At 71.6% G+C, this 26,090-nt stretch carries 24 protein-coding genes and 1 pseudogene; 14 read left to right on the top strand and 11 right to left on the bottom strand.

Annotated elements, in window-relative coordinates:
* Positions 1–2: 2 nt before the first annotated feature.
* The 3 genes from DEJ12_RS01400 to DEJ12_RS01390 form a co-directional block, all read right to left on the bottom strand.
* The gene (locus tag DEJ12_RS01400; RefSeq protein WP_111028790.1) at positions 3–458 is read right to left on the bottom strand and encodes an Hsp20/alpha crystallin family protein; all 456 of its coding nucleotides are present in this window, start codon (positions 456–458) and stop codon (positions 3–5) included.
* Positions 459–567: 109 nt separating this feature from the next.
* Positions 568–1,221 carry a helix-turn-helix domain-containing protein gene (locus DEJ12_RS01395; RefSeq protein ID WP_258370461.1) on the bottom strand — a complete coding sequence of 218 codons (654 nt, stop codon included), beginning with the start codon at positions 1,219–1,221 and terminating at the stop codon, positions 568–570.
* Positions 1,218–2,735, bottom strand: coding sequence for an APC family permease (locus DEJ12_RS01390; protein ID WP_111028789.1), 1,518 nt, complete (start codon positions 2,733–2,735; stop codon positions 1,218–1,220). The genes DEJ12_RS01395 and DEJ12_RS01390 overlap by 4 nt, the downstream gene beginning before the upstream one ends.
* A gap of 193 nt (positions 2,736–2,928) precedes the next feature.
* On the opposite strand from DEJ12_RS01390, the gene DEJ12_RS01385 reads away from it, so the two are divergent.
* From DEJ12_RS01385 to glgX, 7 genes are all read left to right on the top strand, one after another.
* The gene (locus DEJ12_RS01385; protein WP_111028788.1) at positions 2,929–4,422 is read left to right on the top strand and encodes an APC family permease; all 1,494 of its coding nucleotides are present in this window, start codon (positions 2,929–2,931) and stop codon (positions 4,420–4,422) included.
* 49 nt (positions 4,423–4,471) lie between these two features.
* Positions 4,472–6,499, top strand: coding sequence for a primary-amine oxidase (locus tag DEJ12_RS01380; protein WP_111028787.1), 2,028 nt, complete (start codon positions 4,472–4,474; stop codon positions 6,497–6,499).
* 1 nt (position 6,500) lies between these two features.
* Positions 6,501–7,061 carry a hypothetical protein gene (locus DEJ12_RS01375; protein ID WP_111028786.1) on the top strand — a complete coding sequence of 187 codons (561 nt, stop codon included), beginning with the start codon at positions 6,501–6,503 and terminating at the stop codon, positions 7,059–7,061.
* Between the two features lie 141 nt (positions 7,062–7,202).
* Complete coding sequence (locus tag DEJ12_RS01370; protein ID WP_071248776.1) at positions 7,203–7,385, top strand: hypothetical protein; 183 nt, start codon at positions 7,203–7,205, stop codon at positions 7,383–7,385.
* 18 nt (positions 7,386–7,403) lie between these two features.
* A complete protein-coding gene (locus DEJ12_RS01365) occupies positions 7,404–7,940 on the top strand; it encodes a MarR family winged helix-turn-helix transcriptional regulator (protein WP_111028785.1) in 537 nt (178 codons plus the stop codon).
* A gap of 134 nt (positions 7,941–8,074) precedes the next feature.
* Entirely contained in the window at positions 8,075–8,689 is a 615-nt protein-coding gene (locus DEJ12_RS01360; RefSeq protein WP_111028784.1) for a TetR/AcrR family transcriptional regulator, read from the top strand.
* 59 nt (positions 8,690–8,748) lie between these two features.
* Complete coding sequence (gene glgX, locus DEJ12_RS01355) at positions 8,749–10,767, top strand: glycogen debranching protein GlgX (protein ID WP_111028783.1); 2,019 nt, start codon at positions 8,749–8,751, stop codon at positions 10,765–10,767.
* Positions 10,768–10,906: 139 nt separating this feature from the next.
* On the opposite strand, the gene DEJ12_RS01350 is transcribed toward glgX, so the two are convergent.
* Together DEJ12_RS01350 and DEJ12_RS01345 are read right to left on the bottom strand one after the other, a co-directional pair.
* Positions 10,907–12,022 (bottom strand): Gfo/Idh/MocA family protein, encoded by a 1,116-nt coding sequence (locus DEJ12_RS01350; protein ID WP_027466981.1) that lies wholly within the window; start codon positions 12,020–12,022, stop codon positions 10,907–10,909.
* Complete coding sequence (locus tag DEJ12_RS01345) at positions 12,019–12,819, bottom strand: sugar phosphate isomerase/epimerase (RefSeq protein ID WP_181433009.1); 801 nt, start codon at positions 12,817–12,819, stop codon at positions 12,019–12,021. The genes DEJ12_RS01350 and DEJ12_RS01345 overlap by 4 nt, the downstream gene beginning before the upstream one ends.
* Before the next feature lie 215 nt (positions 12,820–13,034).
* On the opposite strand from DEJ12_RS01345, the gene DEJ12_RS01340 reads away from it, so the two are divergent.
* The 4 genes from DEJ12_RS01340 (at position 13,035) to DEJ12_RS01325 (ending at position 17,168) form a co-directional block, all read left to right on the top strand.
* On the top strand, positions 13,035–14,333 hold the full coding sequence (locus DEJ12_RS01340) for an MFS transporter (RefSeq protein WP_110863628.1): 1,299 nt from the start codon (positions 13,035–13,037) through the stop codon (positions 14,331–14,333).
* A gap of 112 nt (positions 14,334–14,445) precedes the next feature.
* Positions 14,446–15,768: a carboxylesterase family protein gene (locus DEJ12_RS01335; protein ID WP_111029089.1), complete on the top strand. Its 1,323-nt coding sequence runs from the start codon at positions 14,446–14,448 to the stop codon at positions 15,766–15,768.
* A 77-nt stretch (positions 15,769–15,845) separates the two neighbouring features.
* Positions 15,846–16,436 (top strand): TetR/AcrR family transcriptional regulator, encoded by a 591-nt coding sequence (locus DEJ12_RS01330; RefSeq protein ID WP_111028781.1) that lies wholly within the window; start codon positions 15,846–15,848, stop codon positions 16,434–16,436.
* Between the two features lie 291 nt (positions 16,437–16,727).
* On the top strand, positions 16,728–17,168 hold the full coding sequence (locus tag DEJ12_RS01325) for an NUDIX hydrolase (RefSeq protein WP_111028780.1): 441 nt from the start codon (positions 16,728–16,730) through the stop codon (positions 17,166–17,168).
* Positions 17,169–17,247: 79 nt separating this feature from the next.
* Here DEJ12_RS01325 and DEJ12_RS01320 read toward each other — a convergent pair whose 3' ends face one another.
* Both DEJ12_RS01320 and DEJ12_RS01315 read right to left on the bottom strand, forming a co-directional pair.
* Positions 17,248–17,436, bottom strand: a complete 189-nt coding sequence (locus DEJ12_RS01320) for a hypothetical protein (RefSeq protein WP_071404442.1) — start codon at positions 17,434–17,436, stop codon at positions 17,248–17,250.
* A gap of 74 nt (positions 17,437–17,510) precedes the next feature.
* Positions 17,511–17,879, bottom strand: a complete 369-nt coding sequence (locus DEJ12_RS01315; protein ID WP_111029088.1) for a VOC family protein — start codon at positions 17,877–17,879, stop codon at positions 17,511–17,513.
* A 54-nt stretch (positions 17,880–17,933) separates the two neighbouring features.
* On the opposite strand from DEJ12_RS01315, the gene DEJ12_RS01310 reads away from it, so the two are divergent.
* Together DEJ12_RS01310 and DEJ12_RS01305 are read left to right on the top strand one after the other, a co-directional pair.
* Positions 17,934–18,575 carry a nucleoside/nucleotide kinase family protein gene (locus DEJ12_RS01310; protein ID WP_111028779.1) on the top strand — a complete coding sequence of 214 codons (642 nt, stop codon included), beginning with the start codon at positions 17,934–17,936 and terminating at the stop codon, positions 18,573–18,575.
* A gap of 49 nt (positions 18,576–18,624) precedes the next feature.
* Entirely contained in the window at positions 18,625–19,458 is an 834-nt protein-coding gene (locus DEJ12_RS01305) for an SDR family oxidoreductase (protein WP_111028778.1), read from the top strand.
* Between the two features lie 1,353 nt (positions 19,459–20,811).
* On the opposite strand, the pseudogene DEJ12_RS18200 reads toward DEJ12_RS01305, so the two are convergent.
* The 4 genes and pseudogenes from DEJ12_RS18200 to nucS form a co-directional block, all read right to left on the bottom strand.
* Positions 20,812–21,357: pseudogene (locus DEJ12_RS18200) on the bottom strand (ArnT family glycosyltransferase); the annotation flags it as partial.
* A 314-nt stretch (positions 21,358–21,671) separates the two neighbouring features.
* Complete coding sequence (locus DEJ12_RS01295; protein ID WP_111028776.1) at positions 21,672–22,952, bottom strand: CynX/NimT family MFS transporter; 1,281 nt, start codon at positions 22,950–22,952, stop codon at positions 21,672–21,674.
* The gene (locus DEJ12_RS01290) at positions 22,949–23,623 is read right to left on the bottom strand and encodes an HAD hydrolase-like protein (protein ID WP_017887755.1); all 675 of its coding nucleotides are present in this window, start codon (positions 23,621–23,623) and stop codon (positions 22,949–22,951) included. Before DEJ12_RS01290 ends, DEJ12_RS01295 begins: the two co-directional genes overlap by 4 nt.
* Before the next feature lie 101 nt (positions 23,624–23,724).
* Complete coding sequence (gene nucS, locus DEJ12_RS01285) at positions 23,725–24,420, bottom strand: endonuclease NucS (protein WP_017887754.1); 696 nt, start codon at positions 24,418–24,420, stop codon at positions 23,725–23,727.
* 175 nt (positions 24,421–24,595) lie between these two features.
* Between nucS and DEJ12_RS01280 the strand changes: the two genes are divergently transcribed.
* Positions 24,596–25,984: a cytosine permease gene (locus DEJ12_RS01280; protein ID WP_111022444.1), complete on the top strand. Its 1,389-nt coding sequence runs from the start codon at positions 24,596–24,598 to the stop codon at positions 25,982–25,984.
* Positions 25,985–26,090 lie beyond the last annotated feature (106 nt).

The raw sequence follows: 26,090 nt of genomic DNA, 5'->3' as shown, positions 1-26,090 counted from the left end.
CCTCACTCTGCGGCGGCGCCGGAACCGACCGCGCCGGAACCGACCGCGAGCTGCTCGGACGCGCCACCGACGGTGACGGCGATCTTGCGGGGCTTCGCGGACTCCTTGACGGGGATCGTGACGCTCAGCACACCGTTGTCGTACCCGGCGGTGATGCGCTCGGCGTCCAGGCCGTCGCCGAGCGTCAGCTGCCGGACGAACGTGCCGGGCTGGCGCTCACGCGTGAGCCACTGCGAGCCCTCGGGCGCGCCAAGGGTGCGCTCGGCGCGGATGGTCAGGACGGAACCGTCCACGTCGATGTCGACGGAGCCCGGGTCGATGCCGGGCAGGTCGACGTCGAGGACGTAGTGGTCCCCGGTGCGGTACAGGTCCATCGGCATCGAGCGCGGGCCGGCGGTGCCGAGGAGCGAACCCGCGAGTCGGTCGAGCTCGCGGAACGGGTCGAAGTTCATCGTCATCGAAATCAACTCCTTCGTGGTTCTCGTTGAGTCCCCTCGACTCAACTGCCACCGTTTTAGCACTCGACCCTGGTGAGTGCCAAGAGATCGCTCGGAGGACGCCGAGAGCTCAGCCGAGTAGGGGCTCGAGCCGCGCGACCGCCGTCCGCAGGTGCACCAGGGCCTGGCCAGGGGACTCCACCCGGGCCGCGGGCGCGGACAACGTCAGCCCCGCCACGAGCTCACCGCGCTCGCCGCGGACGGGCAGGGCCAGGCACCCGAAGCCCCGCACGAAGGCACCGACCTGCGACGCCGAGGCACCGCCGCCTGCATGCAGCCGCCCCATCGCGCTCGACCCGGGTGCCGATCGCAGGGCGGTCGCGTCGAGGAGCGGGAAGTCCGGGTCGACGTCGACGTCGCAGATCCCGTCGGCGTCGTACCGGGCCAGGTGCACCCCGGCGCGGACCGCCGAGCGCACGTCGGACAGGACGGACCGGACGGCTCGGGGGAGTGGTGGGACCGACGGGGCCGCGGTCGGGGCGACGCCGGCGAGCTCCGAGACCTTGTGCCCCAGGGCGAAGCCGCGCAGGTCCGGCAGCCGCACCAGGTACTCGTCCTCCACGAGCAGCGTGATGAGCCGGTAGGTGGTCGCCCGCGGCATCCCGAGCGCGTCCGAGATCTGCTGGGCGGTGACGCCGGGCCCGGCGTGCGCGACCGCCTCGAGCACCGCGAGGGCGTTCTGGATCGCCTTCGGCTGCCGCGCGCGGAGACCGGGTTCGCTCACCGCACCCCCGTCCCGGGGCCGGGTCCGGCGGACGACCGGGAGGCGCCCAGCAGGTCCGCCTCGACCGGCACGTCGTACACCGCCCGGCTCCGACCCCGTCGCCAGGGTCGCCGACGGGTCGCCACCAGGAACGCGACGACGACCGCGGTGACCGCCCCGACGGCGAGGACGACGGCCGGCCACCGGGGCGATGCGGCCTCCACCCCGGCGTAGGTGAGCAGCACGGCGGTGAGCAGGACACCGGTCGTCACCGCGGTGGTCGCCACCCCGGTCGTCAGCTCGCCGATGCGTCGCAGGAACACCGGAGCCGCGAAGCACGTCATCGCGTATGCCGTCAGGTACCCGAGTGCCGCGACGACGAGTTCGGCCTCCATCAGGGACCAGGTCGGGATGCCGGTGAGGAGCCCGAGGACGGGCAGCGCGGTCAGCACCGAGCACGCCAGCACGCCCGCGACGAAGGGTGTCCGGAACCGGGGCGACGCCCGCCCGAGCGCTGCGGGCAGCACCCCTTCACGGCCCATCGCGAACAGCACCCGGACGAGCGCCGTCGTCGAGGCGATCGCGCACGCGGCGAACGAGGCGGCGATCCCGAGGTCGAGCGCCCACCCGACCCACTGCATGCCGAAGGCCGTGGCGAGCTCGTTGACCGGCGAGGCGCTCGTGGCGAGGTCGGCGCCGATCGCGGCGAACCCGGTCTGCTGGGCGGCAGCGCTCACGACGTAGAGCACGCCCGCGACCAGGACGGTCCACGAGATCGCGCGGGGGATCGCCTGGAACGGGCGCCGGGCCTCCACGCCGAGCACCGACGCGCTCTCGAACCCGACGAAGGCGGTGACCGCGAGCGCCGTGCCCACCGCGAAGGGCGCCGGTGCGGTCGGGCCGAGTGCGAGGGCGGACGTGTCGACGGGCTGCAGCCGTGCGACCAGGGCGACGATCAGCACGACGATGACGGCGACGGACAGGGTCTCGACGAGCAGGGTGAGGCGCGTCGACAACCGGACCCCGAGGGCGATGACGGCGAACACCGCGGCGCCCATGACGGTGATCACCACGACCGTGACCAGGGAGCCGGTGCCGGCCAACGGGACGAACCGGGACAGCAGGTAGTCGAGGTAGTAGCCGCTGCCGGTGAGCGAGAACATCGCGATGAACCCGTAGCCGAGCAGCAGTGCGGCGCCCGCGACCACACCGGCCGCCGGCCCCAGGCCGAGCGAGACGTAGGTGTAGAGCGAGCCGGTGCCCGCCACGCGTCGGACGAACTGGTTCACGGTGCGTCCGACCAGGAACGACAGCGCCATCGCGGCGAGCAGGGACCACGTCGCGCCCTGCCCGGCGACGGTCGCGACGAGCACCGGGATCGTGGTGGCCGCCGCCGACGGTGCGACCGCGGACACCGACTGCGCCAGCACGTCGACCGGGCCGATGCTCCGCCGGGACAGCCCGTCGACGGGGGAGCGCGTGCCGATGCCCGGCACCCGTGGCGGGTCGGCGATGGCACGGTCGAGCGCGGTCATGCGGCAACGGTACGGGGGCTGCGTTGCCCCGGTGTCTCGGTCGTGTTTCGCGGTGGTCTCGGGCAAATGAGACGCCTCGCCCGGGCCGTCCCATTCGGGTGCGTGCGGGTTTCACACCCGTGGAACGGAGGCGCAACCCCAGCGCGGGACCGTGGTCCCACCCCGACCCAGTCACCCGAACCGGAAGGTCACGATGTCCAGCATCACGAAGGACCCCGCGTCACTCGGAGCCGTACCCGCACCGCAGCGGATCATGCGCGGCTCGCTCGGCGTCACCGCGATCGTGTTCATGGTCGTCGCGGCCGCCGCCCCGCTCACCGTCGTCGGCGGTGCCGCCCCGCTGGGCATGCTGCTCGGCAACGGCGTCGGGTTCCCGTCGCTCTACGCCGCGTCCGCCGTGATCCTGCTGCTCTTCTCGGTGGGGCTGGCGGCGATGACCCGGCACCTGCCACGACCCGGCGCCTTCTTCACGTTCGTGGGCCACGGGCTCGGTCGTCCGGCCGGTGCGGGGGCGGCCACCCTGGCGCTGCTGACCTACACGACGATCCAGGTCAGCGTGCACGGCTACATCGGGTACCTGCTCGGGGTGACCGTCACGGGCCTCGGTGGACCGGACATCCCCTGGTACGTGTGGTCCCTGGTCGTCGTGGCGCTCGTCGGGGTGCTGGGTTACCGGCACATCGACCTGTCGAGCAAGGTCCTCGGCGTCCTGCTCGTCGGCGAGGTCGGGATCGTGCTCGTCCTGGTCGCCGCGATCGTGTTCCGGGGCGGTGCCGACGGGCTCTCGCTCGCGCCGTTCGAACCGACCCACGTCATGTCCGGCTCGCCCGGCGTCGGCCTCATGTTCGCCATCGCGGCGTTCATCGGGTTCGAGGCCACCGCGATCTTCCGCGACGAGGCGAAGGACCCGGAGCGCACGATCCCACGGGCCACCTACACCGCCGTCATCGGCATCGGGGTGTTCTACACGCTGGCGTCGTGGGGACTCGTGATGGCCTGGGGTCCGGACGGCGTGCTCGCCGAGGCCGCGAAGGACCCGGGCGCGCTCATCCTCACCACGGCGGCGCGGTACATCGGCACCGCGGGCGAGGCCGTCATGAACGTGCTGCTGCTCACGAGCATGTTCGCCTGCGTCCTGTCCTTCCACAACGTCATCACCCGGTACCAGCACTCGATGGCGAACGCCTCGCTCCTGCCCGGTCGTCTCGGCACCGTGCACCGCAAGCACGAGTCGCCGCACACCTCGAGCGTCGTGCAGACCGTCACCGCCGCCGTGCTCATGGTCCTGTTCGCCGTCCTCGGCCTCGACCCGGTCCTGCAGGTCTTCAGCTGGTTCGCCGGGGTCGCCACCCTGGGCGTGGCGATCCTGATGGCCGCGACGAGCCTCGCCGTCATCGTGTACTTCCGCCGGAACCGCGCCGACCGCCGCATCTGGAACACCGTCATCGCCCCGGTCCTGGGGTTCGTCGGGCTCGTCGCCTCGGCCGTCCTGATCTGGGCGAACTTCCCGACGCTCGTCGGCGACGTCGACGGTTCCGGAGCGAGCGTCTTCGGTGTCGTCAGCACCGTGCTCACCGGCCTCGTCGTGGTCGTGCCCGCCGTCGGCGTGCTGCAGGCCGTGGTGCTGCGCCGGCGTGACCGCCGCCGCTACGACCAGATGCTCGACCGTCTCGCCAGCGACGGCTGACCGACCCACCCGACCCGCGCCTCCAGACCGAACCGAAGGAACCACCAGCATGACCCTCACCGATCCCGTCACCGCCACCACCCACCCGCTCGCGAACCTGAGCCCCGACGAGTTCACCGCCGTCCGCGACGTCGTCACGGCGCAGCCGGACTGGACCGACACCACGCGCTTCGTCTACGTCGGCCTCGAGGAGCCGCACAAGCAGCAGGTCCTGGCCTGGCAGGCCGGCGACGGTCCCCTGCCGGACCGCCGCGCCCGCGTGATGCTCCTCGACATGGCGACCGGACGCTCCACCGACGGCGTCGTCTCGATCACCGACCGGATCGTCCTGTCCACCGACGTGCTCGACGGGTCCCGTGGACAGCTGCCCGTCCTCATCGAGGAGTTCGACGCCGTCGGCGAGATCGCGAACGCGGACGAGCGCTGGGTCGCCGCCCTGGCGAAGCGCGGCCTGACGCCGGACGAGGTGAAGTGCGTCCCGCTGTCGGCCGGGTACTACGACTACCCCGAGGAGGAGGGGCGCCGGATCCTCCGCGTGCTCGCCTTCCGCCAGGACCACCCCGCCGACCACGTCTGGGCGCACCCCGTGGACGGCCTGTCCGTGTACGTCGACGCCGCCAACCGCGCCGTGACCCGCATCGTGGACGTCGCGGAGATGCCCGTGCCCGCGACGTCCGGCAACTTCGACGACCCGGCGGTGCAGGGCGAACCGCTCGACCTCAAGCCGATCGTCATCACGCAGCCCGAGGGGCCGTCGTTCTCGGTCGACGGCGAGTTCGTGGAGTGGGCGAACTGGCGGTTCCAGGTCGGGTTCGACGCCCGCGAGGGGCTCGTGCTCCGGCAGCTGTCGTGGCAGGACGGTGCGCGGCTGCGGCCGATCGTCTACCGGGCCTCGATCGACGAGATGCTCGTGCCCTACGGCGACCCGTCGCCGGTGCGGTTCTGGCAGAACTACTTCGACACCGGCGAGTACCTGTTCGGACGCTTCACCAACTCGCTCGAGCTCGGCTGCGACTGCGTCGGCGAGATCAAGTACTTCGACGCCGTCCTGGCCGACGAGCTCGGCAACCCGCAGACCATCCGGAACGGCATCTGCATGCACGAGGAGGACTTCGGCACGCTGTGGAAGCACGGGGACATCTACACCGGGTCGCAGGAGGTCCGGCGCTCCCGTCGGCTGGTGATCTCCTTCTTCACCACCGTCGGCAACTACGACTACGGGTTCTACTGGTACCTGTACCTCGACGGCACGATCGAGTGCGAGGCGAAGCTCACCGGCGTCCTCTTCACCTCGTCGTACCCGGGTCGGACGGAGTCCGGTGCGGACTACCCGTACGCCTCCGAGGTCGCGCCCGGCCTCGGCGCCCCGTACCACCAGCACCTGTTCTCGGCGCGGCTGGACATGATGGTCGACGGGCTGTCGAACGCGGTGGACGAGGTCGACGCCGTCCGGGTCCCGGTCGGCCCGGGCAACGAGCACGGCAACGCGTTCACGAAGTCGGTCACCCGGCTGTCGTCCGAGTCGTCCTCCGGCCGTCTCGCCGACGCGTCGAAGGCCCGGACGTGGTTCATCTCGAACACCGAGGAGCGCAACCACCTCGACCGCCCGACCGGGTACGTGCTGTACCCGCAGGACGCCCCGGTGCTGCTCGCGGACGACTCGTCGTCGGTGGCCGCACGCGCCGAGTTCGCACGGAAGCACCTGTACGTGACGCAGTACGACCCGGCCGAGCGTTTCGCCGCCGGTGACTTCGTGCACCAGAACCCCGGCGGGGACGGTGTCGCCCGGTACGTGCAGGGTGACCGTCCGCTCGACGGCGAGGACATCGTGCTGTGGCACACCTTCGGTCCCACGCACTTCCCCCGGCTCGAGGACTGGCCCGTCATGCCCGTCGACTACGCCAAGTTCACGCTCAAGCCGTACGGGTTCTTCCCGCGGAACCCGGCCCTGAACGTGCCGGCGTCGATCGGGGCGGCGGCCGGGTCGCACTGCTCGCACCACGTCTCCGGCGCCGTCGAGGCCGCACACGACGCAGCCGAGCACCAGCACGACCACGGGCACGGGCACGGGCACTGACGTGACCGATCTGCTCGGGCTCGCGGCCATCGTGCCGGCGTCGGCCGGGGCCTGCTGCACGGTCGGGGCGTGGCGCCCCGGCCGTGCGGTCGACGTGGTCGCCGCGGTCGCGATGGTGGCGGCGATGGTCGACGGGGCGTTCGGACCCCGGGTCCTGCCGGGTGTCCTGTGGTTCCTGGTGCTGGCGTTCCTCGCCGTGGTGGTCGCGGGGGTGCACCGGTTGCAGTCCACGTCCGCCTGGAGGCGCGGGTCGGCTCAGCCGCCGGGCGCGGCCTCGGCGCACGGCCGGTACGGGCGACTGCACGCTGCCCTGGGCCTGCTCGTGATGGGCGCGATGGGTGTCGGCATGGCGCACGACGCCGGCGCCGCGGGGATGCACCAGCACCTCGGGGTGGTCGCGGTGACGTGGCAGGTGGTGCTCGGCGGGTTGACCCTCGGGTACCTGGTGCTCACCGTCCACATGCTCCGTGACGGCGTCCGGCGACGATCACGTCCGCTGCCGCTGGTCGAGACCTTGGCGATGGGGGTCGCGGTCGCGGTGATGTCCGCGGCGATGGTCTGAGGCGCGTGCCGCGTGCCGCCGAACCGTTCGGCGCGCAAAACGTACACAGCGCGAATGGTTCGTTGAACTGACCGTTCACTTTGTGAAAGAGTTCAGCCGTCCGCAGGGGACACACGGCAAGCAAGAAGGGCGGGACACGACATGCACAGCACGTACTCCGGGATGCCTCGGACGGCTCGGATCGGTGGCAGCCACACCCGCGTCGGTCTCACCGACCCGGCGATCATCGACGCCTACGTCGAGCGTCGCATCCAGGACCCCTCGCTGCTCGCCGGTCGTTCCGAACCGTCCTACGCGGACTTCTTCAGCACGCCTGCCGTTTAGCAAGGAGCGCATGACCCCATGCCGTTGACCGTCGTCCGTCGAGAGCACGTCCACCTCTACGCCCGCGAACCCGAGTCCGGGGTCGCGAAGACCGCCGTCGACGCGCTGCTGCGCCTGCAGCACGCCGAGGACCAGCAGATCGAGTCCGCCCGCATCGAGAGCGGCCTGTCGAAGAACGAGTTCCTCGCCGTCCGGTACATGCTCCAGGCACACCGGGACGGCCGCGCCATGGGCCCGAAGGACCTCGCCGTGATGCTCGCCGTCTCGAACGCCTCGGTCACCAAGATCGTCGACGGGCTCGTGCAGAAGGGCCTGCTGTCCCGCACGGCGCACCCCACCGACCGTCGTGCGCAGGTGCTCGCCCCGACCGACCAGGCCGCCGACAAGATCGACGCCTCGTACGCGCGCTTCCACGCGGCCGTCGTCGAGGTGCTCGAACAACTCCCCGACGCGGACAACGCCGTCCTCGCCGACTCGCTCACGAAGATCGTCGACGCGCTCGCCGCGGGCACGCCCGCGCCGGTCGACGAGTACACGGTCGACGACCAGGACTGACGCGAGCGCGCCCGGCTGACGCGACCCGGCGGGTGCGACGCGACCCCGACACGGACTGGAGGCCCGTGGTGCGCCCGCCACGGGCCTCCAGGCCGGACGGTGGCGAGAAAACCTTCCAGCGGTAAGTTGGGTGCATGACCCACCCCGCGGACGACGCCGACGCGGCCCAGCCGCGCCGCGGCGGGTACCGCAAGGGCGCCGAGCGGCGCACGCAGATCCTCGACGAGATGATCCGCATGGTCGCGGAGCAGGGGGTCGACGCATCGTCGCTCCGTTCCGTGGCCGAGGCCCTCGGGATCACGCACGCGGCACTCCGCCACTACTTCCCGAGCCGTGACGAACTGCTGCTCGCCGTCTACCGGGAGCACGAGGTCCGCGAGCAGGGCGCGCCCGACCGGATGAAGTCGGCGATCGGCGACATGCGCGAGAGCGCGTCGCGCAACCGGGCCGTGCCGGGGCTGGTGCAGCTGTACACGACCCTCGCGGCCGACGCCGTGCAGGAGGGCCACCCGGCCACACGCGACTTCATGCGCGAACGCTTCGCCCGGCTGCGCGCCGAACTCGCGGAACTGATCGAGGCGGACCAGGCGAGCGGCCGGATCCGCGCCGACCTGGACCCGGTCGACCTGGCGAGCCTGAGCATCGCGGCGTCCGACGGCCTGCAGGTCCAGTGGCTGCTCGACCCCGAAGCCGTCGACGGCGAGCGGGTGCTGCGGCTGCTCGAGCAGCTCGTCCCGCCGGTGCGCTGAGCGGCCAGGGGTACGCCCAGACCGCCGGTGGCACAGCGACCGGCCGGTAGAAGGGCAGCATGACCACTTCCACGCGCACCCCGCTCGGCGTCACGCTCGTCGACGGGGGCGCCAACGTCGCCCTGTTCTCGAGCACCGCCGAGCGGGTCGAGTTCTGCACCTTCGACGACGACGGCACCGAGCACCGCACCGAGCTCCGCAACCGCACCGGCTACACCTTCCACGACGTCGTCCCCGGGGTGACCGTCGGCACCCGCTACGGCTTCCGCGTGCACGGCGCGTGGGACCCGGCGAACGGCCTGCGCCACAACGGCGCGAAGCTCCTGCTCGACCCCTACGCCACCGCGATCGACGGCGAGTACGAGTGGGGCCAGGCGCTCTTCGGTCACGACATGAACGAGCCCGAGCAGATCGACGAGACCGACTCGGCCAGCGCGATGCCCAAGTCCGTCGTCGCCGACCGGTCCTTCGACTGGGACGGTGACACCCTGCTGCGGACCCCGCTCGCCGACACCGTCGTGTACGAGGTGCACGTCAAGGGCTTCACGAAGCAGCACCCGGACGTCCCCGAGGAGATCCGCGGCACGTACGCCGGCATGGCCCACCCGGCGGCGATCAAGCACCTCACCGACCTCGGGGTCACCGCGGTGGAGCTGCTGCCGACGCACCAGTTCGTGCAGGACTCGACGCTCCTCGACAAGGGCCTCCGCAACTACTGGGGCTACAACAGCATCGGCTTCTTCGCGCCGCACGACGAGTACTCGTCCGCAGGCGCCGCCGGGCAGCAGGTCGCCGAGTTCAAGGAGATGGTGAAGGCCCTGCACGCCGCGGGGCTCGAGGTCATCATGGACGTCGTCTACAACCACACCGCCGAGGGCAACCACATGGGCCCGACGCTGTCGTTCAAGGGGATCGACAACCAGTCGTACTACCGGCTGGTCGAGGGTGACGAGGCGAACTACTTCGACACCACCGGCACCGGCAACAGCCTGAACGTCGGGCACCCGGCGGCCCTCGGACTCATCATGGACTCGCTCCGCTACTGGGTCGAGGAGATGCACGTCGACGGCTTCCGGTTCGACCTGGCCACGACGCTCACCCGCCAGGACGGCGAGGCCGAGAAGCACTCCGCGTTCCTCGACATCATCCACCAGGACCCCGTGCTGCGCGAGGTCAAGATGATCGCCGAGCCGTGGGACACCGCCGGCTACCAGGTCGGCGGGTTCCCGGCCGACTGGTCCGAGTGGAACGGCAAGTACCGCGACGACCTGCGTGCCTTCTGGCGCGGCGACGAGGGCGCACTCGGCGACGCTGTGCAGCGGGTCCTGGGCAGCCCGGACGTCTACGAGGGCTCGCGGCGCTCCCCGCTGTGCTCGATCGACTTCGTGACCGCCCACGATGGTTTCACCCTGGCCGACCTGACGATGTACGCCGACAAGCACAACGAGGCGAACGGCGAGGACAACAACGACGGTGAGAGCGACAACACCTCGTTCAACGGCGGCATCGAGGGCCCGACCGACGACGGCGCGGTGAACGACTACCGCGACCGGCAGCGCCGCAACTTCCTCGGCACCCTGCTGCTCTCCGCCGGCGTGCCGATGATCCTGGGTGGCGACGAGCTCGCCCGGTCACAGGGCGGCAACAACAACGCGTACTGCCAGGACGACGAGATCTCGTGGTTCGACTGGGCTGCCGCCGACCAGGACCTGCTCGCCTTCACCACGGCGGCCATCGCGTTCCGTCGGCAGCACCAGGCCCTGCGTCCGGAGTGGTTCCGCACCGCGCCGGGTGACTCGGAGTCGACGGTGACCGTGCTCCGTGCCGACGCCGCCGGGTTCGAGGACGGCGACTGGGCGGACGGCGGCAACCGGGCCGTGACGCTCGTGCTGCACCAGGGCGACGACACCGTGGCCGTGCTGCTGAACGCGTCGGACACCACGGTGGAGTTCACGCTGCCGGAGCGTCCGGGTGGGGGCAGCTGGTCCCTCGGGCTGTCGAGCGACCCCGACCAGGCCGTGGAGGGCGACGCCGCGACGCTGCTCGTGCGCGACGCGTCCTTCACCGCGCTGATCTGACGGGCGCGGGCTCGCGCGGGGGCGTCGTTCGCGTCGCTCGTGTCGTGGTCTTCGCTTGGTGAGCAGCAATGGTCGGGTCCCCGTTCGGGACCCGACCATTGCTGCTCACGAAGTGGTGCGCGTGGTGCTCGCGGCGCTCCTAGGCGTTCGCGCCCGCGGTCAGCACGGCTGCCGCGGGGTCGAAGTCCTCGGGCAGCGGCGGGATCGCGTCCACGGTCGACGTGATGTCGACGGCGGAACCCGACTCGGCCGCGTCACGGATGCCGAGCAGCACGTCGAGCACGTGCAGCGCGACGGCGCCGGAGGCACGCTCGGGGCGGTCCTCCGCGATGGCGCGGGCGAGCTCGACGACACCGGTGCCACGACCCCAGGTGGAGCCGACGGCCTCGAGCGTCTCGGGCTCGTCCTGCCCGTAGCGCCAGAGCTGCGACGAGCCCTCGAACGTGTTCGGGTCCGGCAGCGAGATCGTGCCGAGCGTGCCGTTGATCTCGACGAAGCCCATGCGCGGCAGGGCGTGCTGGAACGAGAACGTCGACTGGGCGGACTGCCCGCCGGCGAACTCGATCAGGGCCGCGTGGTGCGTCGGGACCTCGACCGGGAACGTCTCGCCGGCGCGGGGGCCGGACGCGATCGTGCGACGGTCGAGCGACTTCGACGAGACGGCCTGCACGCGCGAGGCGGTGCCGAACGCGTGCACCAGGGTCGTCACGTAGTACGGACCCATGTCGAACAGGGGGCCGGCACCGGTGGCGAACAGGAAGTCCGGGTTCGGGTGCCACGCCTCGGGTCCGGGGACGTGGAACAGCGTCGTCGCGGACAGCGGCTCGCCGATGTCACCGCGGGCGATGGCCCGGAGCGCCGTCTGGATGCCCGCGCCGAGCACGGTGTCCGGAGCGGTCGCGACACGCAGGCCCTTGGCCTTCGCCGACTCGAGCACCGCGGCGGCCGACGCGTGGTCGGTCGCGATCGGCTTCTCGCTCCAGACGTGCTTGCCGGCGTCGATGATCTGCTGGTCGACCTCGGCGTGTGCGGCCGGGATCGTCAGGTTGATCACGATCGAGATGTCGTCGCGGGCGAGGAGTTCCTCGACCGATCCCGACGAGGCGACGCCGTACGCAGCCGCCTGCTCAGCGGCACGCTCGAGCAGTACGTCGGCGACGAAGCGGACTTCGACGTCGGCGAACTTGGTCAGGTTCTCGAGGTACTGGGTGGAGATGTTGCCGGCACCGATGATGCCGATCCCGACACGGCTCACTTGTCGTTGTCCTTGAGCCAGGTGAGGGACTCGGTGATGCCCTCGAAGACGTCGCCCTTGTACGCGTCGAACTCGACCACGCGGATCGCCTGCGGTGCGGCGGCGAGGATCGCGGTCACGTCGACGTCGCCCTGACCGGCCGGCGTCTGGTTCTCGAAGGCGCGCTGCAGCGCCTCGGGCACGATGAGGGCGCTCTCGGACGAAGGCAGCGCGGTGCGGATGTCACCGTCGACCTTGCCGTCCTTGACGTGGATCGCGACGACGCGGTCGCCCAGGCCGTTGAGCACGGCGGGGGCGTCGGCGCCACCGACGGTCGCCCAGAAGGTGTCGACCTCGAGGACGGTCTCCGGCGACAGCTGCGACACGAACAGGTCGTAGACGGTGCGGCCGTCGACCTTGTTCGTGAACTCCCACTGGTGGTTGTGGTACCCGAACTGCAGGCCACGGCCGGCGGCCTCGGCGGTCAGCTCGTTGACGCGCTCGGCGATCTTCGCGACGTCGTCGGCGGTCTGCCAGCGGTCGGTCGGGATGAACGGGTCGATGACGGTGCGGATGCCGAGGCGCTCGGCGGCGTCCCAGATCGGGGCGGTGTCCTCGGCGTCGATCACGGCGACGTGGCCGGACGGAGCCTTGAGGCCGGTGGCCGCGAACGCACGCTCGAGGTCGGTGGCGCGCTCGACGAACGCGTAGGGCTCGACGTTCTCGTACCCGATCTCGGCGACACGGGCGATGGCCTTGTCGAGGTCTTCGGCGATGGCGTCGCGCAGCGAGTACAGCTGCACAGAAGTGGTGGGCATTGCAGAGGCTCCTTCGATCCTGTCTGGGTGTCGCGGCCCGTCGAGGAGCGATGCTCCGCGGCGAGATCGATGACGACGCTACCCCAAAAACCACCCGGTGTGTAGTTTTTGCTGCCCCGTGTGACGACCCCGGTGTTGCAGACAACACGTGTCGATGTATGCTCGCGTCGGAAAAACCTTGTCAGGCAAGGTTTTCATCGACTCAAGGAGGCGTCATGAGCACACCCGAACCCGGCAGCCCGGCACTGCTCAACCCGGAAGAGGGCATCACCCAGCCCGTCAGCACGGTGAAGGTGGGCATCGGCTACCAGATCGCCCTGTTCCTCGGGCAGTTCGGCCTCTTCGTCGCGCTCATGGCGCCCGTCTACGTGAGCATGCAGCTCAAGGCGCAGGCCCTGGTCGGCGACGACGCTGCGAACGTCATCGGCTCGGTGCTGCCGATCGGCGCGTTCGGTGCGCTCATCATGAACCCCCTCGCGGGTGCCCTGTCCGACCGCACCCGCACGCGCTGGGGCCGTCGTCGCCCCTGGCTGCTCAGCGGTGTCGTGGTCTTCGCGATCGCCCTCGCGTGGATCGCCTACTCGCCTGACGTCCTCAACCTGACGCTGGCCTGGCTGCTCGCCCAGCTCGCCGCGAACGCAACCCTCGCCACCCTGCTCGCGAGCTTCGCCGACAACGTGCCGCAGCTGCAGCGCGGCCGGTCCTCGAGCATCATCGCGCTCGCGCAGAACATCGCCGTGCTCGCCGGCACCTACCTGTCGGTCTTCTTCGTCGCGAACCTGCCCGTGCTGTTCATCGCGCCCGGCATCCTGGCGATCATCCTGGTCGCCGTGTACGCCGTCGTGGCCCGTGACGACCTGCCGACCTACAAGGTCAAGAAGTTCACGTTCCTGAACCTCATCGCATCGTTCTGGACGAACCCGGTCAAGAACCCGGACTTCGCGTTCGCGTGGTGGTCGCGCTTCCTCATCATCTTCGCGACCTTCATGTTCACGACGTACCGCCTGCTCTACATGGAGCAGCACCTCGGCATCGAGAGCGCGAAGGAGGCGACGGCCGCCGTCGCCTTCGGTGTGCTGCTCTACACGATCGCGCTGCTGGTCAGTGCGGCGCTGTCCGGCTGGGCCTCGGACAAGCTCGGTCGCCGCAAGGTGTTCGTCGGTGGCTCCACGGCGATGTTCGCGGTCGGACTCATCGTGCTGGCGCACGCCGACACGGTCAACGGCTTCTACGTCGCCGAGGTCATCATGGGCTTCGCCTACGGCATCTACTCCGCGATCGACACCGCACTCGTCGTCGACGTGCTGCCGAACGCGGACCGTCCCGGCAAGGACCTCGGCGTCATCAACATCGCCAACGCGCTGCCGCAGTCGCTCGCCCCGGCCGTCGCCCTGTTCTTCCTGAAGATCGGGTCCGGGGACGCCGCCGACAACTACACGCTCATGTGCTGGGCCGCCGGCGCGATCGCCATCATCGGCGCGCTCGTCGTCATCCCCATCAAGCGGGTGCGGTAGCGCCCGTCGCGCACCGCGACCAGAAGAGGGACGGGAGGCCCGTGGCGACGCCGCCACGGGCCTCCCGTCCGTCTGCCTGGTTGCGTCAGCCGGCCCCGATAGCGTGATCCACATGCTCGCCGCCGCCCCAGCCCCGTTCGACACCCCCGCCGGCCGCATCGTCGGGACGGTCGACGGCGACGTGGTGCGGGCGCTCGGGATCCCGTACGCGCAGGCCGAACGGTTCGCCCCGCCGCAGCCGATGCCACCGTTCGCGGGCGAGCTGCACGCGTCGACCCCGTCGCCGGTCGCACCGCAACCGCACGAGGAGTTCGTCGACCTGCTGCTCAACCCGATCCAGGGGATCGAGGTCGACGAGCGCTGCCAGCGGCTCTCGATCACGCTGCCCGCCGACGTGCGGCCGGACGAGCAGCTGCCCGTGATGGTCTGGATCCACGGTGGCTCGTACGTCATCGGCGGCGGCGACCTGCCGATCTACGACGCCCGCGACCTGGTGACCGAGCAGCGCGTGATCGTGGTGTCGGTCACGTTCCGGCTCGGCGTGCTCGGGTTCCTCGGTGACGGCGAGACGATCCCGGCCAACCTCGGGCTCCTCGACCTGGTCGAGTCGCTCCGCTGGGTGCGCGCGAACATCGCTTCGTTCGGCGGCGACCCCGACCTGGTCACCGTCTTCGGGCAGTCGGCCGGCGGGGACGCGGCCGCGCACCTGATGATCAGCGCCGGCGCCGAAGGGCTGTTCCGCCGCGCGATCATCCAGAGCGCTCCGCTCGGGCTGTCCCGCCGTCGGGCACGGATGAACCGCGCGATGGTCCGGGCGGTCGGCAGCGTGCACGCCGACACCCCGCTCGAGGACCTGCTCGACCGTCAGGCGCTCGGCACCCGGGCCGCCGCGCCGTACGGACTCGCCGCCGGCATGCCGTTCGGCACCCAGTACGGGTTCGCGCCGCTGCCCGCCGAGCGCGACCTCGACGCCGCGTGGAGCCGGGTCGCCGCCGACGTCGACGTGCTGATCGGGTCCGGTTCCGACGAGGCCGGCATGTACGTGCCGCTCGTGCCCGGGCTGCGTCGGGTCACCCGGTCGCGGGTGCTGCGGTCGGCCCTGCGGTGGTGGGTCGTGCGTCCGCTGTCCGACGTCATCTACGGGCGCGACGCCCGACGGTTCACCGAACGGCACCGACGCGCCGGCGGCCGGGCGACCTCCTACCGACTGCACCGCGGTGTCACGAGCACCCCGACCGGAGCCGTGCACATGAGCGACCTACCGCTGCTGCTCGGAGGCCGCGAGGCCTGGGCCGGCACCCGGTTCGTCCCCGAACGCGACTGGCCCGAGGTCGAGCGCCGCGGCCGGGCGTTCCGGGCGATCTGGGCCGACTTCGCCCGCACCGGCGAGGTCCGGGCCCCCGACGACGAGACGCTGACGTTCGACCGCGGCTGACCGGGAGCCGAGGACGGTGGCCGCGCCCCCTGAACTGGCGGTCGCGGGCCGCTGACCGGCCCCGCACAATCGTCTGCATGCCCACGACCGATGTCGACCTCCGCGCACGCATCGTCGCCGGGGCGATCAGTGCCTACCGAGCCGGGGACTTCCACCGTGTCGGGCCCGACGAGGTCGCCGAGCACGCCGGGGTCACGGCCGACGAGTTCCACCGGGCGTACCCGATGTGGGAACTCCTGGTGGTCGCGGTCATGGACAAGTGGAACAACGGCAGCCGACTCGAGCTCTGGCCGATCGCGGAGCGGGACGGCACGGTCGCCTACCTGCGGGCCCGGCTCGCGGCGGGCGTGGAAGATCCGGCTCTCGTGCGCCTCCGGGTCGCCGTGCTCAGCGCCGCCTCGAACCCCGACCACCCCGCCGCCGGGTGGTTCCGCACCCAGTACACGCGCGCGTTCGAGGACGTCACCCTCGCCCTGGTGCGTGACGTCGTTGCCGGCCGGGAACCCCGCGGCGCCTCGCCCCGGCACGCCGCCGAGCAGCTCATGGCGCTGTACGAGGGGCTCCAGCTGCAGTCCGTCATCCGAGACGACGGGGAACTGCTCAGCGCCTTCGACCGGGCGGTCGCCCGGATGCGGGTCGGCTGGGCAGCGGCACGCGTCGACGCCTGATCCGGGTCGGGCGAGCACGTCGGGTCCGGTTGGCCGGTAGGCCCATGGCGGCGGCGACTCGCGCCTGCCGGCCCGGGGAGTGGTCGCGACACACCGCACGTGCTGCGTCGCGTGGTCACGTTCCGTCGTTTGCGGGCGGCGGGGCCGACGGTCTGTGACCGCTCGGCGTGCGGGCCGCGGGGGGTCGTGACCGGTGGCGGGCTGGTGGAGCGTCCGCACCACCCCGGTCCACGGCCTGGAGGCCCGGCGCGGCTGGCAGACGTCGGTGCACCCACCTGGCATGGTCGGCCCATGGAGTACACGGACTACGACACCCGGCTCGCCGCCTACGGCGTGATCACGGACGGTGACCGCGTGCTCCTGGCGAAGCTGCGTCACCCCGACGCGGGCACGTGGACGTTACCGGGCGGCGGGGTCGAGTTCGACGAGACCGTCGAGCAGGCCGTCGTGCGTGAGATCCGCGAGGAGACCGGGTACGAGGCCCAGGCCGGTGCCCTGCTCGGGGTCCGGCACCACATCGTCCCCGCGGAGCGCCGCATCCACGCCAACGGTCGCCCGATGAAGGCCGTGCAGGTCGTGTTCCAGGCGACGATCACCGGAGGAGCCCTGCGGCACGAGCTCGACGGCTCGACCGACGAGTCGCGGTGGATCCCCGTCGCCGAGCTCCCGCACCACCGCCACGGCCTGCTCGTGCCGATCGCCCTCGGCTGGGCGGGCGCCCTGTCCCGCTGATCGCATCACCCGGCGGTCAGGACGGCGAACTGCGGCGGGACGTCAGCCGGTTGCTGCGCGGCCGACGCGGCCTGCTCGGTCATCGCTCACCGAGCAGGAACGAGATGCTGTCCAGCCAGTCCTGTGCGAGGTACTCGTCGATGAACAGGTCGCGCCACTGCTCGGTCGGCGCGAACTCCCGCTCGTCCAGGTTCCACTCTGCGCGGACTCGTTCGCGCTCGGCGAGGAGCCCCTCGCGGGTCCAATGCCGTCCCAGCACCTTCGTCATGGCCGTCCTCTCGTCGGTGAGAGGACGGTAGGACGATCAGCAGCGCCGACGCGAGCTTTCGGAATACAACATGTTCACTCCTCGATGACGCTGAGGACGTTGCCCGACGGGTCGGTGAACCAGGCGATGAGCGGCCCGCCCTTCCGGTTCACACCCCGGTCGTCGGTCATCCCCTCGTACTGCAGGAACACGACACCCTTCGCGGTGAGCTCGTCGACCGCGCCGTCGATGTCCGGCACCGGGAAGTTCAGCACCGTGAACGCCGCCGGTTCGTGACCCGGGCCCTTCGGGTAGACGAGCACCTGGTGTCCACCGCCGAGCTGCAGGAAGAGCATGCCGTGGTCCTCGGTGACCTCGACCCCCAGGACGTCCTCGTAGAACGCCTTCGCCTCGGGCACGTCGCGCACCGAGAACCCGCTGAACGCCTTCGTCGCATCGACCATGCGGCAAGTGAACCACCGCGGCCCGGCGTCGGTGCGCTCTGCGAGGATGAAGCCGTGAGCGACTCCGGCACGACCGTCGACCAGGCCGTCGAACGCGCCGTCGAACTGGCCCGTTCGAGCCACCGCACCGTGCTCGGGATCGCCGGAGCACCGGGCGCCGGCAAGTCCACGCTCGCCCGTCGCATCGTGACCGCAGTCGACGACCGCCTCGGTGCCGGCACGGCGGTGCAGGTCCCGATGGACGGCTTCCACCTGTCGAACGCGGCGCTCGACGCCCTCGGCCGGCACGACCGCAAGGGCGCGGCGGACACCTTCGACGCCGACGGCTACGTCGCGCTCGTCCGCCGACTCGTCGCCGCCGACGAGGACGTGGTGTGGGCGCCGGACTTCGACCGTCGCGTGGACGAACCCGTGGCCGGCAGCATCGCGGTGCCCCGCGCCGCCCGCCTCGTGGTGTCCGAGGGCAACTACCTGCTCGACGACACCGCACCGTGGTCGGCGCTGCCGGCGCTCTTCACCGAGACCTGGTTCTGCGCCGTCGCCGACGACGTGCGGCTCGACCGCCTGGTCGGCCGGCACATGCGGCACGGCCGCGACCACGACGCCGCCCGCGCATGGGCGGTGGAGGTGGACGGCGTGAACGCCGCGAGGGTCGCGCCCACGGTGATCCGTGCCTCCAGGACGATCTTGACGTGACCACGACGACCCCGACCACCACGACGCGACACCGACACGAGGAGCGACCATGACCATCGCCATCACCGGAGCGACCGGCAACATCGGGGGCGCCGTGAGCGCGGCGCTCGCCGCGGACGCCGTGCCGTTCCGGATGCTCGTGCGCGACGCCTCGCGTGCGCCGGAGCTCCCGGGCACCGAGGTCGCCGTCGCGACCTTCGCCGACGCCGACGCGAGCCGGACCGCCCTGCAGGGCGTCGAGGTGCTGCTCATGGTCTCGGCGGCCGAGGCCCAGGACCGCCTCGACCAGCACCGGGCGTTCGTCGCCGCGGCGGCCGACGCGGGCGTGCGGCACGTCGTCTACACGTCGTTCCTCGGCGCGGCTCCCGACGCGACCTTCACGCTCGGACGCGACCACTGGGCGACGGAGCAGGCGATCCGCGAGAGCGGGATGGCGTTCACGTTCCTGCGCGACAGCTTCTACCTGGACTTCGTCGAGGACCTGGTCGGCGAGGACGGCGTGATCCGCGGCCCGGCCGGCGACGGCGCGATGGCCGCGGTGGCCCGTGCCGACGTCGCCCGCGTCGCGACCGCGGTGCTGCACGACCCGGACGCCCACCGCGACCAGACGTACGAGCTGACCGGCCCCGAGGCGATCACCCTGGCCCAGGCGGCGGCGATCGTGTCCGAGGTCCGCGGCCGGACGGTCAGCTACCACCCGGAGACCCTCGACGAGGCGTACGCATCACGTGCGCAGTGGAACCCGGAGCCGTGGCAGGCCGACGCCTGGGTGAGCACCTACACGGCCATCGCCGAGGGGGCGCTCGCGCACGTGTCCGGCGACGTCGAACGCATCACCGGGCGTCCGCCGATGTCCCTGCGCGAGGTGCTCGCCGCGGGCTGACCCGTGGCGGCGGTGCGCACCGGGTCCGACGGACGGCCCGGGCAGCCCGCAGTGCCACACGGTCCAGGCGATGCCGTCCGCCCGGCGCGGCTGCATCGGCAGGCGTGCGTGCCGGGTGCCGCTGGTGAGTGCTCGGCAGCCCCCGGCCAGTGCGGCGCGCAGGACCGGGTCCGTGCGGGGCGCGTGGGCCTCTACGACGAGGACGCGCAGGCCGTCGGCGATCCTCCGGCGGATCTGGTGCGTCGTGAAGACGGGCACGGTGCCCGAGAACCCGCCGTCCGTCAGCACGGGGAGTCCGGTCGCGTCGATCACGGGTGCGGAGATGTGCCACGTGTCCGTCATGAAGAGCGGTTCGTCGTGCCGGTACCCCTCCAGGCGTCGCGCGGTCGCGACGAGTCGGCTGAGGGCACGCGGGTAGGGCGTCGATCCGCCCCACGGGTCCGGGCGCGACACGTGGAAGACGTCCGGGCTGCCGACCGGGATCGGCCAGCGCGCGGGCCAAGGCCCGACCGACGCGTCGACGCCGCTGCCGTCGCGGGTCGCGTCGAGGGCCTGCAGTGAGAACGTGGCGGGTCCGGCGACGAGCGCGAGCCCGGCTGCCAGCGCGATGACCGTCCGGGAGGCCCGGTGCCGGTCCGGCCCGCGCGTCGCCTCCCAGCGGGGTCGCCGCCACACCGCCACCAGCGTCGCGACGACGGCGACCGTCGAGACGGTGATCGCGGGCACGGCGAGCACGGTCGGCATCGCGGTGCCCCGCGCGAGGAACACCACCCAGCCGAGCTGCGCCGCGGCGAGGACGACCGGGAGCGCCCGGAGCCCTCGAGACTGCGCCCGGACGAGCCCGACCGCACCGCGCCACCCGAGGGCTGCGAGCAGGGCCAGCTGCACGCCGATCGCAGCGACGTAGGCGGTGTGCGGCACCGCGGCCACCGAGAGCACGGCCGCCGCGGTGCCGAACCAGACCACCAGGACGGCCAGGGTGGCGGATCCGGCGCGGGTGTCGAACGCGTGCCCGAACGGGGAGCCGAGGGCACCGGGTCGCTCCGCACGGCGGCGGACGAGCACCACGGCCGCGACCACCACGCCGAACACCGCCGCGGGCAGGAGCCAGGCGACCTGTGACGCCAGGTGCGGTCCGAGCAGCTTGCCGAACCCGGCCGGACCACCGCGCCAGGTGTGCGGACCGAACGGCACCGTGAACGACCGGACGGATCCGGGCACCGCGCCTGGCAGGAACCGGTCGATGCCGTTGTACCCGAACACCATCGCGAGCGGACTGTCGTCGGTGGAGCCGTCCGCCCACGGCCGCGAACCCGACGGTGTGAGTGCCAGCGCGGTCACCCACGACACCGACGCCAGGACCGCGACGGTCCCGAGCACTCCGGCGCGGACCACCCGGGTGCCGAAGCGGAAGGAGCCGCCGTCGTACCGGGCCGAGGCCAGCAGGGTGCCGAGCAGCAGCGCCGGCAGGACGAACCACGCCTGCACCATCTTCGCCTGGAACCCGACGCCGACGGCCAGGCCCGCGGTGACGAGCGGCCACCAGCGCCCGGTCAGTGCCGCGTGCTGCCAGCACAGCAGGGCGACGGCCAGCGCGGCGGTGACCATGCCGTCCTCCATCGGGTGCGCGAACATCGACACGAAGACCGGCGTCGACCCGGCTGCGGCGGCGGCGACGAGGCCCGTCCCGACGCCGGCCCAGCGGAGTCCGACCAGGGAGCAGGCCCACAGGGTGACGAGCCCCTCGACGACCTGCGGGAACGCGAGCGCGGCTGTGGAGTGCCCGAACAGCCGGAGGCTCAGCGCCTGCGGGACGGCGAAGCCGCTGAGCTTGTCGAGCGTCACCGTCGCGGAGGGGTCGAACGCGCCCGAGAACAGCGCAGGCCACGACTCGGACATCGACCGCGCCGACGCCTGGTAGAAGCTGAAGTCCCCGCCACGGCCCAGGTTCCAGGCGAGCAGCACGGTCGTGCCGGCCGCGATCACGAGCAGGGTGAGCTGTGCTGCGAGCGGCTGGTCCCGCCACCGGGCGGGTCGTCGGATGTCCACTCTCCGGACCTTGGCCGTCCGGGATGACGACCGGCCGGGACCGTGCCGCCAGCTGGCCGCGAAGCCGGTCCGCGCGCTGAGGGGTCGTGCGGGTGCGGCCCCCGTCGGTCAGCGCCTCGGGGGTCGAGCCGGAGCGGGGTCTCAGCCGGCGTTCGGGTTGGGGGTCAGGACACCCGTCGCGCGGCGAACGTCCCGACGACACCGAGGGTGAACACCGCGACGAGCACGACGAGCAACGGTGCCGTCCAGTTCCCCGTCGCACCGTGCAGGGCACCGGCGACGAGCGGCCCGGCCGACCCGAGCAGGTACCCGCCGCCCTGCACGAACGCGGACATCCGGCGGGCGTCGGCGTCGGTCGAGACGATCCGCACGATGACGATGAAGATCACGGTGATGCCGCCGCCCTGGGCTGCACCGCCGAGCACCGACCACAGCAACCAGAGCTGCGGGGCGAACAGCAGCCCGAGCGGCATCGCCAGCCACAGGGTGCCGACCAGGGCGATGATCGCCGCCGGACGCCACCGGGTCGCGAGCAGCGGGACACCGAGCGCCCCGACGACGGCCAGGATCTGGAACACCGACGAGCTCGCGCCCGACGACGCCTTCGAGAAGCCGATCTCGTCGTGCAGCAGCGTCGGGATCCACGCGGTGAGGGCGTAGTACGAGAACGCCTGGCCACCGAACGCGAGCGTCAGCCCCCAGGTGATGAGCCGTCGTGCCGGTCGGATGGGCTCGGCGGCGGCGACCCGTGCGGCCTCGGCGGCACGGGCGGTCCGGATCGCCCCGGTGTCGAGCACCTGGTCGATCGGACCGGTGACGGGCAGCGGTTCGTCCCGCTCGGACGGCAGCGGGCGTCGCCAGGCGGCGCGAGCACCGACCGTGTAGGTCCAGGCCGCGGCGGCGATGAGTGCGAAGACCGCCCAGATCGCGATGGCGACCGGCCACCCCCACAGGGCGGCCAGGGGAGCGGTGCCGAGCGACGTGATCATCGACCCGACGTTGAGCGCCGACGTGTAGACGCCGGTGACCAGGCCGACGCGTTCCGGCGAGGTGTCCCGCCGGATGACCACCGGGATCACCACGTTGCCGATCGTGATGCCGATGCCGATGACCGCGGTGCCGATCAGCAGCGCCGCCGACGAGGGCATCGAGCGCACGACGGTGCCGGCGAGCACGATGACGAGCGACAGGGACACGGCGCGCTCGGGGTCGGCCTTCGCGATGACCCAGCTGGCGAACGGCGTCGCGAGGGCGAAGCACAGCACCGGGATCGTCGTCAGCAGCCCGGCGATCGTCGCGGTCAGGCCGAGGTCGGCGCGGACGTCCCCGATGACCGGGGCGGTCGCGACGATCGGGCCGCGGAAGTTCAGGGCGATCAGGACGATGGCCGCCGGCAGCAGCCAGGCGGCACCGCGGAGGCCCCGCCGGACGACGTCGTCGCTCATGCGGACGGCGTCGCGGACGGCAGCAGGATCGGCAGCAGGTCGAGCGGGGTGGCGGCGCGGGCGATGGTGCCCTCGGCCTCGTCGGGGGAGCCGTAACCCCACTCGGCGAAGACGACCGGGACGCCGTGCACGGTCGCGCCCTCGACGTCGTGCTTCCGGTCGCCGATCAGCACCGGGCGGCTGGTGTCGAAGCCGTGGGCCTCGAGGCGTCGCAGTGCCTCTTCGACGACGTCGGCCTTGCTCGACCGCACCTCGTCGTCGCTCGCGCCCGTGATGATGTCGATGTCCCCGGTGAGCCCGTAGTGCTCGAGGATGTAGGTCGCCGGGGTCTCCGGCTTGCTCGTCGCCGTCGAGATCGGCAGCCCCGCCTGGTGCAGGGTGCGCAACACGACGTCGATGTCCGGGAACATCGCGGAGTCGAGCGCCCCGTGCGAGAAGTAGTGCTCGCGGTAGACGGCGAGGGTGCGGTCGGCCAGTTCGTCGTCCATGCCCATCGCGATCCGGAACGTGTCCATGATCGGCGGACCCACGAACGACATCAGGGTGTCGCGGTCCGGCACCGGGACGCCGACGGTGCGGAAGGTGTGCGTCAGGCTCTCGAGGATGCCCGGCGCGGAGTCGCTGATGGTGCCGTCGAGGTCGAACAGGATGGCGGAGAACGGGCTGGTCATGTCCTGCCCACCCTAGCCGGGCCGTGGCGGCGACCATCCGGGATCCGTCGGCGGCGGGGCGGGGGTGCGCCGTGCCTCCAGGCCGGACGGCCCGACGCGGGTCAGAACAGGCGGGTGTGCCCGCCCTCGATGCCGCGCATCGCGTCGTAGTCGAGCACGAGGACGCGGATACCGCGGTCCTCGGCGAGGGTGCGTGCCTGCGGTGCCACCGTCTGCGCGGCGAGCACGCCCTGCACCGGGCGCAGGTGCGGATCGCGGTTCATGAGCTCGAGGTACCGGGTGAGCTGCTCGACCGCGTCGATGTTGGCGTTGCGCTTCATCTCGACCGCGACGCTCGCTCCCGCGTCGTCGCGGGCCAGGATGTCGACCGGCCCGATCGCCGTCATGTACTCGCGGCGGACCAGGGTGTGGCCGTCACCGAGGAGCTCGATCTGCTCGGCCAGGAGCTGTTGCAGGTGCGCCTCGACCCCGTCCTTCACCAGGCCCGGGTCGACGCCCAGGTCGTGGGTCTCGTCGGACACCACCTCGTACAGGGAGACGATGAGCTTGTCCTGCGTCTTCTTCTGCGTCACCGTCCACACCTGCGTGATGCCGGCGACCGACTGCTCCTCGTCCGGCTCGGTGATCTCGATCGAGCAGGGCGGGCTCATCCAGTTCAGCGGCTTGTAGCTGCCGCCGTCGGAGTGCACGAGCAGGGAACCGTCCGCCTTGAGCATGAGCAGGCGGGTCGCGAGCGGCAGGTGGGCTGAGAGCCGGCCCGCGTAGTCGACGGAGCACCGGGCGATGACGAGACGCACCCCGGAAGCCTAACCGGCGTCGTGTGATCGGCCGGACGAGGCGCGCGGCCTGTGCAGCGCGCACGGATTCACATGCCCGTAACGACGTTCTGCACATGTACCGCAATCCGATGCCGTCCTACCGTGGCTGACACCCCGATCGGCCCACGCCGACACCCCTCCCCGAGGAGCCACGATGGCCAGCGAGACAGCAGTGTCAGCACCACGAACCCCCCGTTCCGAGTCGGTCGCCGTCGACGACTACTCGCTCAGCCGAGTCCCGATGTCCGCGCGCTACGGCTGGTTCCAGGTCGCCGTGCAGCGCTTCGGGCAGATCTCGGCCCTGTCCCAGTTCCTGCTCGGTGCGACGCTCGGCTTCGGCATGAGCTTCTGGGACGCCTTCTGGGCGATCACCCTGGGAGCCGTGATCCTGGAGATCGTCTCGGTCCTCGTCGGCGTCATCGGCGTCAAGGAGGGCCTGAACACCTCGGTCATCGCCCGCTGGACCGGGTTCGGCAAGGCCGGCTCGGCGCTGGTCGGGCTGGCGATCGGGCTGAGCCTGATCGGCTGGTTCGGCATCCAGTCGGGCGTCTCGGCGGCCGGCCTCGTCTCGATCCTGCCGATCCTGCCCGCCTGGGCGTGGTCGCTCGTGTTCGGGCTGCTCGTCACCGCGATCGTCCTGCGCGGGTTCCACTCGATGCAGTGGCTGGCGAACGTGACCGTGCCGCTGTTCCTGGTGCTCGTCGGCTGGGCGGTCATCGTCGAGCTGAGCCGGCACTCGATCGCCGAGCTCGCCGCGCGTGCCCCGGCTGGTCCGGAGCTGAGCTTCGTGGCCGGCACCACCCTGGTGGCGGGCGGGTTCATCGTCGGTGCGGTGATCACGCCGGACATGACCCGCTTCAACCGCTCGGTCGGCGACGTCGTGAAGCAGACGCTGCTCGGCGTGACGCTCGGCGAGTACGTCATCGGCCTGGCCGGTGTCCTGCTCGCCCACGCCGTCGGATCCGCGGACATCACCCGCGTGATCACGTCGAGCGTCGGCTGGGTCGGCATCCTCGTGATCCTGCTCGGCACCTTCAAGATCAACGACTGGAACATCTACAGCTCGAGCCTCGGCGTCACGAACTTCATCGACGCGGTGTTCGGCAAGCAGGTGAACCGCGGGCTCGTGACGCTCGTGATGGGCGTCGTCGGCTCGGTGCTCGCCGCGGTCGGGTTCCTCGGGGCCCTCACACCGTTCCTTTCCGTGCTCGGGGTCGTCTTCCCGCCGATCGCCGGGATCATGGTGGCGGAGTACTTCGTCGTGAAGCGCTGGCGCCGCGAGTTGAGCGACGCCGAGAACATCCCGGCGACCTCGCCCACCTGGGTGCCGGCCACCCTGGTCATCTGGGCGGTCGCCTCGCTCATCGGGTACTTCGTCGCCGTCGGCATCCCGTCGATCAACTCCGTGGTCATCGCCTTCGTGCTCTACGTGGTCGCCGGCAAGGTCGGGCTGATCCGCGGCGTCGGGGTCAGTCGGACCGAGGCCGCGCCAGCTGCCACCGAGGCCCCGGTCGCCGAAGCACCGGCCACCCCCGCCGCCTGACCCGGGCGCTCCCCGAACGGCCGGTCGCGTCGCCGCACCCCTGATCCGCGCGACGGCGCGGCCGGTCCCCACTCCACGAACCAGCACCCCCCCCGCGAAGACCCCG

This window comes from Curtobacterium sp. MCLR17_059, from assembly GCF_003234665.1.
GTDB lineage: Bacteria > Actinomycetota > Actinomycetes > Actinomycetales > Microbacteriaceae > Curtobacterium > Curtobacterium flaccumfaciens.
Note: the sequence above shows the minus strand (reverse complement) of the source record. Positions and strands in the feature narration are given on the sequence as shown.